17 protein-coding genes are annotated in these 13,439 nt (G+C 62.3%); 12 read left to right on the forward strand and 5 right to left on the reverse strand.

Annotation, left to right across the window (positions count from 1 at the left end; genetic code table 11):
* Positions 1–116: 116 nt before the first annotated feature.
* From FJ938_RS00485 to FJ938_RS00530, 10 genes are all read left to right on the forward strand, one after another.
* Positions 117–1,220 (forward strand): inositol-3-phosphate synthase, encoded by a 1,104-nt coding sequence (locus FJ938_RS00485; RefSeq protein WP_140607135.1) that lies wholly within the window; start codon positions 117–119, stop codon positions 1,218–1,220.
* Positions 1,217–1,813 (forward strand): histidine phosphatase family protein, encoded by a 597-nt coding sequence (locus tag FJ938_RS00490; protein ID WP_140607136.1) that lies wholly within the window; start codon positions 1,217–1,219, stop codon positions 1,811–1,813. The genes FJ938_RS00485 and FJ938_RS00490 overlap by 4 nt, the downstream gene beginning before the upstream one ends.
* 13 nt (positions 1,814–1,826) lie before the next feature.
* Positions 1,827–2,927 (forward strand): glycosyltransferase, encoded by a 1,101-nt coding sequence (locus tag FJ938_RS00495; protein ID WP_140690229.1) that lies wholly within the window; start codon positions 1,827–1,829, stop codon positions 2,925–2,927.
* Complete coding sequence (locus FJ938_RS00500; RefSeq protein WP_140607138.1) at positions 2,927–3,730, forward strand: sugar phosphate nucleotidyltransferase; 804 nt, start codon at positions 2,927–2,929, stop codon at positions 3,728–3,730. The genes FJ938_RS00495 and FJ938_RS00500 overlap by 1 nt, the downstream gene beginning before the upstream one ends.
* Position 3,731: 1 nt before the next feature.
* Entirely contained in the window at positions 3,732–4,493 is a 762-nt protein-coding gene (locus FJ938_RS00505) for a TIGR04290 family methyltransferase (protein WP_140607139.1), read from the forward strand.
* Positions 4,486–5,418 carry a beta-xylosidase gene (locus FJ938_RS00510; RefSeq protein WP_140607140.1) on the forward strand — a complete coding sequence of 311 codons (933 nt, stop codon included), beginning with the start codon at positions 4,486–4,488 and terminating at the stop codon, positions 5,416–5,418. The genes FJ938_RS00505 and FJ938_RS00510 overlap by 8 nt, the downstream gene beginning before the upstream one ends.
* 12 nt (positions 5,419–5,430) lie before the next feature.
* Positions 5,431–6,495, forward strand: a complete 1,065-nt coding sequence (locus FJ938_RS00515) for a glycosyltransferase (protein ID WP_140607141.1) — start codon at positions 5,431–5,433, stop codon at positions 6,493–6,495.
* Positions 6,492–7,487, forward strand: coding sequence for a GNAT family N-acetyltransferase (locus FJ938_RS00520; protein WP_140607142.1), 996 nt, complete (start codon positions 6,492–6,494; stop codon positions 7,485–7,487). The genes FJ938_RS00515 and FJ938_RS00520 overlap by 4 nt, the downstream gene beginning before the upstream one ends.
* Positions 7,484–8,404, forward strand: a complete 921-nt coding sequence (locus FJ938_RS00525; protein WP_140607143.1) for a class I SAM-dependent methyltransferase — start codon at positions 7,484–7,486, stop codon at positions 8,402–8,404. The genes FJ938_RS00520 and FJ938_RS00525 overlap by 4 nt, the downstream gene beginning before the upstream one ends.
* Before the next feature lie 280 nt (positions 8,405–8,684).
* Positions 8,685–8,870 carry a hypothetical protein gene (locus tag FJ938_RS00530; RefSeq protein WP_140607144.1) on the forward strand — a complete coding sequence of 62 codons (186 nt, stop codon included), beginning with the start codon at positions 8,685–8,687 and terminating at the stop codon, positions 8,868–8,870.
* On the opposite strand, the gene FJ938_RS00535 is transcribed toward FJ938_RS00530, so the two are convergent.
* Positions 8,871–9,446 carry a sigma-70 family RNA polymerase sigma factor gene (locus FJ938_RS00535; RefSeq protein WP_140607145.1) on the reverse strand — a complete coding sequence of 192 codons (576 nt, stop codon included), beginning with the start codon at positions 9,444–9,446 and terminating at the stop codon, positions 8,871–8,873. It abuts the gene before it with no gap.
* A 292-nt stretch (positions 9,447–9,738) separates the two neighbouring features.
* Here FJ938_RS00535 and FJ938_RS00540 point away from each other — a divergent pair, with 292 nt between their 5' ends.
* Both FJ938_RS00540 and FJ938_RS00545 read left to right on the forward strand, forming a co-directional pair.
* Positions 9,739–10,119 carry a hypothetical protein gene (locus tag FJ938_RS00540; RefSeq protein WP_246673119.1) on the forward strand — a complete coding sequence of 127 codons (381 nt, stop codon included), beginning with the start codon at positions 9,739–9,741 and terminating at the stop codon, positions 10,117–10,119.
* Positions 10,116–10,994, forward strand: coding sequence for a cytochrome c oxidase assembly protein (locus tag FJ938_RS00545; protein ID WP_140607147.1), 879 nt, complete (start codon positions 10,116–10,118; stop codon positions 10,992–10,994). The genes FJ938_RS00540 and FJ938_RS00545 overlap by 4 nt, the downstream gene beginning before the upstream one ends.
* Before the next feature lie 19 nt (positions 10,995–11,013).
* Here FJ938_RS00545 and FJ938_RS00550 read toward each other — a convergent pair whose 3' ends face one another.
* From FJ938_RS00550 to FJ938_RS00565, 4 genes are read right to left on the reverse strand one after another with little or no spacing between them, the layout of a single operon-like run.
* Positions 11,014–11,346: a hypothetical protein gene (locus FJ938_RS00550; protein WP_140607148.1), complete on the reverse strand. Its 333-nt coding sequence runs from the start codon at positions 11,344–11,346 to the stop codon at positions 11,014–11,016.
* A 2-nt stretch (positions 11,347–11,348) separates the two neighbouring features.
* Positions 11,349–11,708: a hypothetical protein gene (locus tag FJ938_RS00555; protein ID WP_140607149.1), complete on the reverse strand. Its 360-nt coding sequence runs from the start codon at positions 11,706–11,708 to the stop codon at positions 11,349–11,351.
* Positions 11,708–12,928 (reverse strand): Nramp family divalent metal transporter, encoded by a 1,221-nt coding sequence (locus FJ938_RS00560; RefSeq protein ID WP_140607150.1) that lies wholly within the window; start codon positions 12,926–12,928, stop codon positions 11,708–11,710. Before FJ938_RS00560 ends, FJ938_RS00555 begins: the two co-directional genes overlap by 1 nt.
* A complete protein-coding gene (locus FJ938_RS00565; RefSeq protein WP_181168973.1) occupies positions 12,925–13,413 on the reverse strand; it encodes a hypothetical protein in 489 nt (162 codons plus the stop codon). The genes FJ938_RS00560 and FJ938_RS00565 overlap by 4 nt, the downstream gene beginning before the upstream one ends.
* Positions 13,414–13,439: the final 26 nt, after the last annotated feature.

A 13,439-nucleotide genomic window follows, 5' to 3' on the forward strand; every position in this document is an offset into this window, starting at 1 on the left:
AGCCCTGTTTGATCCGTGCCGGGCGCCGCAATTTTTCACGATTTGAAGGAACATTCGTGGCCGCTCCCGGTTCGGCAGCGAGGAACTTACCTCCAACCAACAGAGGCGTCGGTTTCGTGGCATCGAAGAAAGTTCGTATCGGCATCGTCGGTGTCGGCAATTGCGCATCCTCCCTGGTGCAAGGGCTGACCTATTATCGCGACGCAAAGAGCAACGAGCCGATACCCGGACTGATGCATGCCGACCTCGGCGGCTATCATGTCGATGACGTCGAGGTCGTCTGCGCGTTCGACGTCGCAACGACCAAGGTGGGGCGCGACGTCGCCGAAGCGATTTACAGCGCGCCCAACAACACCTTCCGCTTCGCCGATGTGGCGCCGACCGGCGTTCGGGTCGAGCGTGGTCCCACGCTCGACGGCATCGGCAAATATCTGCGAGACGAAATCGAGGAGTCGAAGGAGCCGGTCGCCGACATCTGTGGGGCGCTTCGCGACAGTGGTTGCGAGGTGCTGGTATCGTATCTGCCGGTCGGTTCCGAAGAGGCGACGCGTTTTTACGCCGAATGCGCGCTGGATGCCGGCTGCGCATTCGTCAACTGCATCCCCGTCTTCATTGCTTCGCGTCCTGAATGGCGGCGGCGGTTCGAGCAGCGTGGCCTTCCCCTGGTCGGGGACGATATCAAGAGCCAGGTCGGCGCGACCATCGTGCACCGGTTGCTGGCCAATCTTTTCCGTGAGCGCGGGGTGCGCATCGACCGCACCTACCAGCTCAATTTCGGCGGCAACACAGACTTCCTCAACATGCTGGAACGCGAGCGGCTGGAATCGAAGAAGATCTCCAAGACCCAGTCCGTTGCCAGCCAACTCGACGTTCCGCTCGAGGCGGGCAACATCCATGTCGGCCCAAGCGACCACGTGCCTTGGCTGACCGACCGCAAATGGGCCTATATTCGTGTCGAAGGCACGACCTTCGGCGGCGTGCCGCTGAACGCTGAACTCAAGCTCGAAGTGTGGGACTCGCCCAACTCCGCCGGCGTGGTGATCGATGCGGTGCGTTGCGCCAAACTCGCGCTCGACCGCGGCATTGCAGGCGCCCTGACCGGGCCTTGCAGCTATTTCATGAAATCGCCGCCGGAGCAGTTCACGGACGCCGAGGCACGCCTGCGCACCCTCGCCTTCATCTCCGGCAAGGACGAGCCGATGCTCGACGCCGCCGAATGACAACGACGTTTTTTCTGATCCGGCATGCGGCGCACGACAATGTCGGCGGCTATCTGGCGGGCCGAATGGAAGGCATCCGCCTCGGCGAAGCCGGCAAGGCACAGGCTCAGCATCTCGCCGGTCGCATGGCCCGCGAACCCCTTGCCGCCATCTGCAGCAGTCCGCGCGAGCGCACGCTGGAAACCGCGAAACCGATCGCGCTTGCCTGCGGCGTCAACCACATCGCGATCTGCCAGGAGTTGGACGAAATCGACTTCGGCGTCTGGTCGGGCAAGACTTTCGACGAGCTGAATGCGGACGCCAGCTGGCGCCTGTGGAATGATCAACGCCAACAGGCGCGCACGCCGAGCGGTGAAACGATGCTGGATGTCCAGCAGCGCATCGTCGGCCTGATGGACGCTCTGCGCCAAAATACCCAGGGCCAGTGCGTTGCGCTTGTCAGCCACGCCGACGTCATCAAGGCAGCGGTATGCAAGGTGCTCGGTCTCCAGCTCGGCGACTGCTTCCGCTTCGACATCGAGCCGGCGTCGATCACCACGATCGTGCATGGCGACTGGGGCTCGAAACTCATTCGCCTCAATGAAAGCGCCTGACAGGAGTTATGAAATGCGGATGGTCATTTTCGGCCTCACCGTTACCTCTTCATGGGGAAACGGCCATGCCACGCTATGGCGCGGGCTTATACGGGCGCTGGCGCGGCTGGGCTGGTCTGTCAGCTTCTTCGAACATGATACGCCCTACTATGCCGGAACCCGGGATCTCGACCATCTCGATGGCGGTCACCTCGTCCTGTATCCCGACTGGGACAATATCCGCCGTGTCGCCGAGGCCACGATCCAGCATGCCGATGTGGTCATCGTCACCTCCTATTGCCCCGACGCCGTCGAAGCCTCGCGGCTTGCGCAGCAAGCCTGCCGTGGACTGAAGGTGTTCTATGATCTCGACACGCCCGTCACGTTGACAAGGATCGAGCAAGGCGAATGGCCGCCCTATTTCGGTCCGGAAGGCCTGCGCGATTTCGATCTGGTGCTGAGCTATACGGGCGGGCCGGCGCTCGATGCGCTGAAGACGGTGCTCGGCGCGGGTTTCGTCGCTCCGCTTTACGGCCATGTCGATCCGAAACGCCACCGGCCGGCTCAGGCAAGAGCCGATTTTGCCGGCGACCTGTCCTATCTCGGCACTTATGCCGCGGACCGTCAGGCCGGCGTCGAGAAGCTGCTGGTGCAGCCCGCGGTCCGGCTCCCCGATCGCCGCTTCATCATCGGCGGCGCGCAGTATCCGCAGGAATTCCCGTGGAGCGACAACATCTTCTTTGTCAGACACCTGCCGCCAGCCGATCATCCGGCCTTCTTCTGCTCATCGCGGCTGACGCTGAATGTCACCCGCGAGGCGATGGCGAAAAAGGGCTGGTGCCCCTCGGGCCGGCTGTTCGAGGCGGCAGCCTGTGGCGCCGCAATCATCAGCGACAGATGGCCGGGCCTGGACAGTTTCTTTGAACCCGGCAGCGAGATCCTGCTCGCCGACACCACTGACGACGTGGTCGCCGCCTTGAGCCTGTCGGACCGGGAGCTTGACACCCTGCGCATGCGCGCCCGCGAGCGTGTGCTTGACGAACACACATCCGTGCGGCGCGCCGCGGATCTGGACCAGATGCTGAACGACGCATTGCATGCGCCGGCGCGCGAACAGATGAAGGAAGCCGTTTGATGCTGGGCATAGTGCCGGCCGCCGGACGCGGCAGCCGTATTCAACCGCTCGGCTTCTCGAAAGAGTTGCTGCCGGTCGGCAGCAGGTTGGACGGACAGACCGAACGTCCTTGCGCGGTGAGCGAATATCTCGTGCGGCGCATGGTGCTCAATGGCGTCGACAGGATCTGCTTCGTCATCGGGTCGGGCAAATCGGACATCCTGGAATATTACGCGGCGGGCTACGACAACGCGACCGCCATCTTCGTGGCCCAGCCCTCCCCGGTCGGTCTTTGCGACGCGATCTTCCGCGCGGAGCCGCTGGTCTCGCCACAGGAGACGGTTCTCGTCGGTCTCCCTGACACCATCTGGTTTCCCGAGGATGGTTTCTGCCGGCTTGCCGACGACCGGCTGTCCTTCCTGCTGTTCCCCGTTGATCGTCCCGAACTCTTCGACGCCGTGGTTGTCGACGAGGGCGACCGGGTGAGGGAAATTCAGGTCAAGCAGCGCGACGCCGCGACCAATTGGATCTGGGGCGCGTTCAAGATGCCGGGCCGTATCTTCCACCAGCTTGCCGCGCTGTGGCGCGAGCGGGACCGTTACGACGAATATCTGGGCACGCTGATCAATGCCTACCTGGCTTCTGGAGGTGAGGCTTATGGTGTCAAGGCAGGCACCGCCTACGTCGATGTCGGGACCTTCAACGGCTACCGCACGGCGCTGCGCCTGCTCGAAAACAACGATGTCCCCGCGGACGCAGGCTCGCACCTGTTCACGGCCCAGGGCCGCTCGCACGTACCGTCCTTTCCAGGCGAAGGAGGTTAGAATGCTGCATTCCAATGCCGATATACGTCGTCGCATCGATGCGCTCGGGCCGTGGTTCCACAATATGGAATTGGCCGGCGTCGAGACCGCGCCCGATCATTTCCTCGGCAATTATCCGCTGATCAAATGGCGCAAGTTCGCGGACGCGATCCCTGCCGACCTGACGGGCAAGTCCGTGCTCGATATCGGCTGCAACGCCGGCTTCTATTCGATCGAAATGAAAAGGCGTGGCGCCGACCGTGTGCTCGGCATCGACTTCGACGAGGCCTATCTGGCACAGGCCCGTTTTGCCGCCGAAGTCGCGGATTGCGAGATCGAATTCCGGCAATTGTCGGTCTATGACGTCGGCGGTCTGGGCGAAAGCTTCGACATCGTGCTGTTCATGGGGGTGCTCTACCATCTGCGTCATCCGCTGCTGGCGCTCGATCTGATCCGCGAGCACGTCGTGGCCGATCTGTTGATCTTCCAGTCGATGCAGCGCGGCAGCACCGATTTGCCCGAGCTCGAACAGAACTACCATTTCTGGAGCCATGAGCTGTTTGACCAGCCGGAATTCCCGAAACTTCACTTCATCGAGCACCGCTACGCCGACGATCCGACAAATTGGTGGATTCCGAACCGCGCCTGCGCCGAGGCCATGCTGCGCAGCGCCGGATTCGAGATCGTGCGGCATCCTGAAACGGAGGTTTATTTTTGCCGCGTGGCCGGCGAGCCGGCCGGCGGCGGTGCCGTCTATCCGGTGAAAGGGAGACAAGATGATTGAAGCCGCCATGATCTGGAACGAGCCCAACAACAAGTCCCATTGGGATCCCGAGCTTGATCCCGACTGGAGCCGCTTCGCCACCATGGCGATCCTGGCCGCGGATGCGATAAAGCGGGAAAATCCGGCAGTGACCAAGGTCCTCGGCGGTATCTCGCCGATCGATGCGGGGTTCATGACCCGGATGAAGGAATTCGGCGTGCTCGATCACCTCGACGCTGTCGCCGTGCACGGTTTCCCGCTGGACTGGAACCTTTGGCAAATCCAGGAGTGGCCGCAAAAGCTCGGCGAGATTTCCGCGGTCATCGACCTCCCGGTCTGGGTCAGCGAAGTTGGTATCTCGACCTTTGGCGCGGAAGAGGTCCAGGTATGGGGCTTGCGCCGTACGGCCGAACTGCTGATCGGCAATGCGCCGCGCATCCAATGGTACAGCCTCTACGACCTCCCCCGTGCCTGGGAAGCCACCACGCGCCACCGCGAAGCGGAAGGATCTTCCTATTACCGCCACTTCTACATGGGCCTGCTGCGCGAAGACGGCACGCCGAAGCCGGCACTCGAGGAATTCCTTCGCTACGCTCCGCAGATCGGATTGGTCCAGTGGTTCCACTACCAAGACCATCGGCTGGACGATGCCGTTGCCTGGATGAAACGGCTCGGCGTCACCCATATGCGTACAGGCCTGTCCTGGGCCGACAGTTTCAGGCCGAACGCGCTCGACTGGTTCGACCGCCAGATGCAGGCGCTTGAGGATTTCAATGTTACGGTCACGTTCTGCTTCACGCCCGAACATCGTGGCCTGCAACCCCACCACACCAGCCCGCCTTTGGTGCCGGAGGAATTCGCTGAATTTTGCGCCGCTATGATCCAGCGCTATGCGCCCGGGATCAGCGCCGGCGCGGTTCCGGCGCGCCGGGCCTCGGCCGCATGAGGGCTTCGTGCTGTGACCCTCACGGTCCTCAATGTAGCCTATCCCCTGGCCCCGGTCGGGCCTGACGCCGTCGGCGGCGCGGAACAAGTGCTGTCCATGCTGGACCGGACGCTGGTGCGGATGGGCCATCGTTCCCTTGTCGTCGCTTGCCAGGGTTCAGATACGACCGGTACCCTGATCGAGACGCCTGCCGAAACGGGCGTACTCGATGAAGCAGCCAAGAGGCGGGCTCAGGATGCGCATCGTGCGGCAATCGCTGAAGCCCGCGCACGCTGGCCGGTCGATGTGGTTCATCTGCATGGCATCGACTTCGATGCTTACCTGCCGGACACTGGCCCGACGCTGGTAACACTGCACCTGCCGCTCCAATGGTACCCGCCGGCGGTGCTACGACCGGTGCGCGAGGACCTCTGGCTCCACGCGGTATCGGCGGCGCAGCAGGAAACAGCTCCGGCCGGCTCCATTCTGGTGCCGCCGATTCCGAACGGCGTCGACATCGATGCTTTGAGCGAAAACCGATCGCGGCGCAATTTCGCGCTGGTGCTCAGTCGAATATGCCCCGAGAAAGGCATTCACCTCGCACTCGAAGCGGCCAAACAGGCGGAAGTGCCGCTGGCCGTCGGCGGCAGGCTCTATCCCTACCAGACGCATATCCAATACTTCGACGATGAAGTCGCGCCGCGTCTCGACAGGCACAGGCGCTTCCTCGGACCGCTCGGCTTTTTCGCCAAACGGCGTTTTCTCAATGCGGCCCGCTGCCTGGTCGTCCCCAGCCTCGCCGCCGAAACAAGCTCGCTTGTCGCGATGGAGGCGCTCGCTTGCGGCACGCCGGTCGTTGCCTTTCCGAATGGCGCGCTGCCCGACGTCGTCGAGCATGGCAAGACCGGCTTTCTGGTCGACGACGTCGACGAGATGGCGCGAGCCATCATGGCCTCGGCCGGTCTCGACAACGAAACATGCCGGACCGAGGCGCGCCGCCGCTTCTCCCTCGAGCGTATGATCTCGTCTTACATGGATGCATATGAAGGCCTGGCGCGGCTTGGCGCTCGGCAGCCGGCGCTGGAGACCGAGCAGTGAGTGGTCTCCACGCCGAGATCATCCGCGACGAGGGAGCATTGGAGGCGCTTGGACCGAGCTGGCGGCGGCTCTGGTCGCGATGTCCCGCCGCGACGCCTTTCCAGTCTCCCGCCTGGCTCCTGCCATGGTGGCAGACATTCGCGCCGGGTGAATTGACGGCGATCGCCGTATGGAACGGACACGATCTTGCCGGCCTGGCGCCGCTCTATCAGCAAGCGCACGCTTCCGGTCCGCGATTGTTGCCGATCGGCATTTCACTCAGCGACTATCTCGACATTTTGAGCGCACCGGAACAACAATCAGCGGTCAACGCGGCAATCGCCGAGGCTGTACTCTCGCTCGAATGGTCGCAATGGATCCTGCCCGATCTCGCGACCGAGGCGGCCGCGCTGGCCCTGACACTGCCGGCCGTGCGGGAGAATTGCCATTCGGGCCATGCCGCATGCCCGGTACTCTCGCTAGCTGGCGATGCGTCGCTGACGGGTTGCGTCCCCGCCCGGCGCAGGCGTCAGTTGCGCCGCGCCCACCAAGCCGCACGCCGCAGAGACCGTGTCGACATCCGGCGCGCCGAGGCCGATCCCGAAACATTCCTCGGCCAGCTGATCCGGTTGCATGGCGCGCGTTGGGATGGGCAAGGCGGTGGCGTGCTGGCTGACGCCGCCACGCGGGAATTTCACCGGAATGCCCTCCCCCGCCTTGCGGCGGAGGGCTTGGCCCGATGCTGGCTGATCGAGATCGGCGGCTCGGTTGTCGGCGCCTATTACGGGTTCCATCATGGCCGCCGCGCCTATGCCTATCTCGGCGGCTTCGATCCAGCCTATGCCGGCGAGAGCCCGGGAGCGATCCTGATCGGTCACGCCATTGGCGAGGCTCTCCGTGAAGGCGCGCGGGAATTCGATTTCCTGCGTGGCCAGGAAAGCTACAAATATGGCTGGGGCGCGCTCGACCGCTGGACCAGACAAAGGATGTGGACGCGGAGCACGCCGGCATGACGGCGCCGCGTCCCGGATCGGTCCATGAGGCGGCAGCGGCAATGCGCACGCTCGAGATTTGCATGATCGACGGCGTTTCCCCCGAAGTCGCCCTCGCCAGGCTGGCGGTTCATGTGGACACAGGAATTGACGCGGCGGATTTGGCGGATATCGCCTTGACCATGCGGTCAAACGACAGTGCCGAACGATATTGGCTTAAATCCGTTGCTGCGCTGCTTTTGCGTAAGCTGGATGATTTCGAAGACCTTCGCGCAGCGGCCGCGGCGGTTTGCCATGACATTGACGAGAGTGAAATGGCGGCAGCGACCGTGCAGCGGCTGGCGAGCGGCTTTGACGGCGCGGCCGCCATTTCGCCTGCCGCGAGTGTACAATTGTCCTCGCTCGGCGACGAGGAAATCCTGGCGGCAACGACGGCCGAAATTGTCGGCTGGCTGGAAGGTCACGGCTTTACCGGATCCGGCAAGGACATACTGGATATCGGGTGCGGCATTGGTCGGTTCGAAAGGGCCCTTCACGCCATGGTCGGCCGTTTGGTTGGCATCGACATTTCCTCGACCATGCTGGCGATCGCAGGCGGGCAATGCTCGTTTGCCAATGTGGAACTGCGGCAGACATCAGGCTTGGACCTCACCGACTTCGCCGACAAGAGTTTCGACGGCATACTGGCTATCGACAGTTTTCCCTATCTGGTGCTAGCCGGGCTTGCCCAGCGGCACTTGAGCGAGATGGCGCGGGTGCTCAGGCCCGGCGGCATGGCAGCGGTTTTGAACTACTCCTACCGGGGGGCGGTCGCCCTTGACCGCTACGATATCCATCGGTTCGCAAACGCGTCCGGCATGCGGATCATCGTCGACGCGGAAATGCCATTCAGCCGCTGGGACGGAACTGCATTTCTTCTTCGAGCCGGAGGAACATAGTGCCTCAACCCGTGTTCGAGAGGAATCGCAGCGATGTCCAGTTGGAATCGGCATGCCCTGCAACGCCGGCTCGATGGCAACCGATCGAGGGACCGTCGGTGGACGACCGCGCTGAGCTGAATCGTCGCCTTACCGTGACGGCTCGAAGGGAAAATTTCGGATTGCCGAACAATGTTGTGCAGAGCCGGAGGCCGGCCGGATTGCAGGCCGGGATTGCCTTGCAAACGCCGGCCGCCTGTGCACACTGTTTTACAGGAATATCATTTGTTAAGAGAATGCGATGTCTCGCATGAGCCAGCGCAACCTTGGCCCCCAGGCAAGTCTAGGCATGGACCAGGAGATTGCGTCACTGCTGTCAGCCATCGAACAGGAGAAAGTTCCTGATCGCCTGACCGCGCTTGCGATGGAGCTGCAGAATGCGCTGGTCGAAAAGCGCCTACGCGAGACGACGATCAAGTTGAGCTGATTATCGGTGGCGTTCGGCGCCGGTATCGTAATGGTCTTCGGACAAATAACTGCGCCTTTCGACCAGTGATTGCGACGAGGTCTCGCCAAGCGCTTCCAGCACGCCCGCGCGTGCGCGGTTCAGGCGGCTTTTCACGGTTCCCACCGCGCACCCGCATATCTCTGCCGTTTCCTCGTAGCTGACCCCCAGCACCCCGATCAGCATCAGCACTTCGCGCTGATGCGCGGGAAGCGCCTGGATGGCACCGTGTACTTCCTTGCTCTGCATCGACCAGTCCTGGGACGCTTCGGAAATCGGGCGGCTGGAGGCGCAGTCAAGCAGCCCGGGCGCCTCCCTGGCTGCCGCTCTGACGCGGGTATAGTGGGTGTTGCGCATGATGGTGAAGAGCCAGGATTTCATTCGCGTTCCCGGCTCGAATTTGTCCAGATTGGCAAGACCCTTGGTCAGGGTCTCCTGCACCAGATCGTCGGCGTCCCCGGGGGCGCGGCAAAAAGTGCGCGCGAAAGCCCTCAGCGCCGGGATCAGATCGACGATGGAAATGCTATCCGCCTGGTTCGCGCGGTCCTGGAGTAACAATGGTCGGCCCTCGGCAAAAAATGTTAACGGAGACTAGGAAGAATGCAGGAGAATGAGGATCGTTCCTGTCTGGACGTAAACTCGTTCCAGGATCCCTGCCGCCAACTTTCGACCCATCGTGCTCCCGGTCAACTGGGCCGCCGAAGCCGGGTTCGTTTCGAATGGTCCACGTGATCCCGCGAGGCCATTTGTTCCTTGTCGGAACATTGCTTTCGCACCGTCGTTAGATCCGCGGCGGCTGTGGCAACATAGCTGGAAGTGGCAGCTCGCGCGACAGCCGGAATTCTTCAGCATGGTCGCTTTGCGGGTTCCCACGTTGGTGAAGCGGACACCGAGTTCGGATGCGCACGGTTCTATCGGGTTCTTCCTGGTGCGGCTCCTGTCAGGACCGCTGAGTTGGGCTATCGCGACGCAAGTGAACTACGTTCTGGTGCCTTGGCAATGCGCCCATCAAGTGCCAGTCGTGCTGCCCTTGGCTTTGACGCTTACGCTGCTTTCGCTCGTCGGAGGTGCGCTATCATGGCGGGCAAGGCGGCTACACGGCGCCTCCGGGCGCAAGCAAAACACTGAACGCTTCATTGCCGATCTCGGCATGGGGACGGCTTTGTTGTTTGCGCTGGTCATCCTCATGCAAGCCAGCGCCGCACTCATCGTCGATGGCTGCCTGCGATGAGCTTCGATGCATTCTTCTCCAGTTCGATTTGCTACGGCGCGGGCGCGCCGGCAGCGGGATGGACCTTGGCGCTGCCGATTACCCTGCCGCTGATGGCGGTGGCCATTGCCTATGCGACCGGCGCGACGCGGCTGTGGCGCCGCAGTGGCCACGGCAGGCCTATACGGGCACGGCAGGCACTGTGGTTCGCCATGGGCTGGATTGTCTTGACGGCGGCTTTGGTCAGTCCGATCCATGCGCTTGGCCAACGGGTCTTTGCTGCGCACATGATCGAACATGAACTGCTAATGGCCATGGCGGCGCCCTTGCTGGTTGCAGCATGTCCTGCCGCGGCCTTGCTGTGGGCATTGCCCGCCGGGTTTCGGCGCAATCTTGGAACGATCGGGCATGGGAAACTGCTGCGGATGACCTGGGCCTTCGTCGCCCGTCCGCTCAACGCGACCGTCATCCACGGCATCGCGATATGGGTCTGGCACATCCCGGCCCTGTTCGAGATAGCACTTCAGCAGGGCGTGCTGCACTACGCGCAGCACGCAAGCTTCTTCGGCACTGGCCTGCTCTTCTGGTGGACCTTGCTGCCACGTCCAGGCCGCCAGCAGAATTATGGCAACGCCGTGATGCATCTGTTCGTCACCTCGCTGCACACCGGTCTGCTTGGCGTTCTGCTGCTTTTGTCGCCGAAGCTCTGGTATCCGCAAAACGCTGTCGGCGCGGCGTTGTGGAACCTGAGCCCTATCGAAGACCAGCAGCTCGCGGGATTGGTGATGTGGATTCCGGCTGGCCTTGTCTATGGCGGAGCAGCGCTTCTCATGGCCGGCCTTTGGATTCGATCAAGCGAAACCAGAGCAGGCGCCGATGCGCTTCGGCCAAGTTAGGTCGGCCCGCATGATAGCTTCATGTCCCGCTCTCGGGCTCCGCCTTCATGCCACCAAGTTCTTCCTTCGTGCAAAGGAGCTTGGGCTTCATCGGATCCGAAATATCCAACTTGTCCCACGGAATTCGATAGAGCCCCTCGCGGCGGCGAAGTCCAAAAAGGTCGAGAACGGCGGTACCTACGGAGGAAGCGGACAGGCGTTCAAAAGCGGCGAAAATGCCGATGTGGAATTCGGTGACGACGAAGTCGTCGCCTTGCGATTCCGCGACGATCTCCTCTATGTGGCCTATGCTTTCGCCATTTTGGGACAGGACCCTCCGGCCAGCCAGATGGTCGACGTTCACGATCGCCACCTTCAGGCTCCCGGAATTCGGCCGATGACATGATCGCGCAACCAATCCTGCCAGTCGAAGATTACCGTCTCGCGCACGTCGATGTCGAATTCGATGTCGACGCCGATGTCGCGCACCTTGCTCCAGGGGATCCGATGCGGCCGGGCGTGCCGTTCGCCACCGAGTTTTGCCGCAAGGCGCGCCATCCAGCGCCCTGGCAGCCTTCCAAGGCGGCGCGCCAGCGTAACCGATCCAACTTCTATGGCAATGATCCTGGGCGGCTTGCCTGGCCTCAGTTCGGCGACCAAGCCGTCCAGCTTGCCGATCTTGACCTGCTCACGATCGACAACCTGTTTGTCCAGCACATCGCGCAGCAGCTTCATCAGGTGCCTCCGAATATCTGCAGGGGGATGGTCACCACAGCAAGCACAAAGCCCAGCGTGATGATGAAGATCACCGCGATATTCGAGATGATCCCGTTGCGATGCTCGCCGACGTAATGCTTGTCGTTCAGCAGGAAGAGAAAAGGCACCACGGTCAGCGGCAGGCTGGCAGCGGTAATCGCCATGGAAAAGACCGTCAGCCTGAGCGGATCGAGGCCAAGCGCGATCGGGATCGCGGCAAGGAAAATCGACACCGAATAGACGCTGGCGAAGCCCGGATTGTCACGCGGCTTGCTGTCCTCGCCCCATGTCCAGCCAAAGCCCTGCGCGATCAGGTAAGCCTGTTGCAGCGCAATTTCGAGCACGGCGCCGAAGCAGGCGATGCCGAGTGAAGCGACAAACAGCACGAAACCCCAGAACCCGAAGATAGGGATGAGCATCAGCGGCAGCTGATTGTAGTCGTCCACCTGACTTATGCCATGCGCGCCGAGCACGAGCGCGGCCACGATCAGAACGCCGACGGAAATTGTCCCGCCAAAGCTCATACCCAGGCCGGCAATGGCGCGATTGGTGCCGAGATAGCTCTTGTCCCACCGGTCCTCGATCGCCCCCGAAGAGTAAAACATGAAGAGATAAGGTGATATCGAGGCGCCAAGAATGCTGACGGCCATGAACCAGTAGTTTGCCGTATCGTGACTGGGCAGGCTCGGCGCGGCGCCGTCAGCAACCTGTTTCCAGTCCGGCTTGAGCATCACCGCCGCGACGACGAAACAGAGCGTGACAAGGCCGAGCGTCGAGACGCCCTTCTCGATTAGGCCGAACGTGCCTTTCCACAACAACAGCCACGCTACGAAAGCGACAGGCAGCGCCCACCATTGGAAGCTGATGCCCGTGGCAAGTTCGCCGGCAATGGCAACGCCGCCGATCTCCGCCGACAGCACCATGAAATTGACCAGCACCGTGGTCAGGAGCGGCCACAGGAAGGCATTGAAGCCGAACCGCTCGCGGATGCCGTCCGCTATCGTGTGGCGGCTCACGGCAGCGAAGCGGCCGGCCATCTCGACCAGGAAGATGATGCAGACGGTGCCAAGAACGACCGACCAGATCAGCTGGAATCCGAACAATGCGCCGGCCTGAGCGGCCGTCGCCATCGAGCCGATCTCCAGAAAGCCGCCAACACTGGTAACGACCCCAAGCGAAATCTCGAGCAGCTTTTTCATGACTTCGGCTGATCGTATCTGGCAGCGGCGACAGTCAGATCCGCCATCGCGCCGTTAAGATCCTGCCGCGCCTTGTCAGCCTGCGGCCGGCTGCCGGTCTTCACGGCGGCTTCGGCATCTTTCATCGCCGTTGACAGCCGTGTCATCGCCGCCGAAACTTCACTTCTCCTTCCGGGTTCGGGCGAGGCGTCCGACCGCAACTGCCGATCGGCCTCGGTGACGGTTTCGGCAAGCGATTGCAATGTGGCCGCTGTATAGCGTGCAGGGGCGGCTCCTGCCATCCAGGCGTCGGTTACCAGGGCTGCCGTCTGCGCGGCTGATGCGACCGTCCTGGATTGCTGTTGGACGGGGTCGGAGGACGTACAAGCAGCCAGGGCCACTGCGGTCATCACCAGGCAGGCGCGGCAAAAAAGCCGCTCAACGCAATTCTTAAAAAGCTTCAAACTCCACTGCCTCACTGCCGAACGCCATCCTCCCTCGGCCACGCACAATGCCGGTCGAGTTTCGGCGT

It is taken from the genome of Mesorhizobium sp. B2-4-14 (assembly GCF_006442155.1).
Taxonomy (GTDB): Bacteria; Pseudomonadota; Alphaproteobacteria; order Rhizobiales; family Rhizobiaceae; genus Mesorhizobium.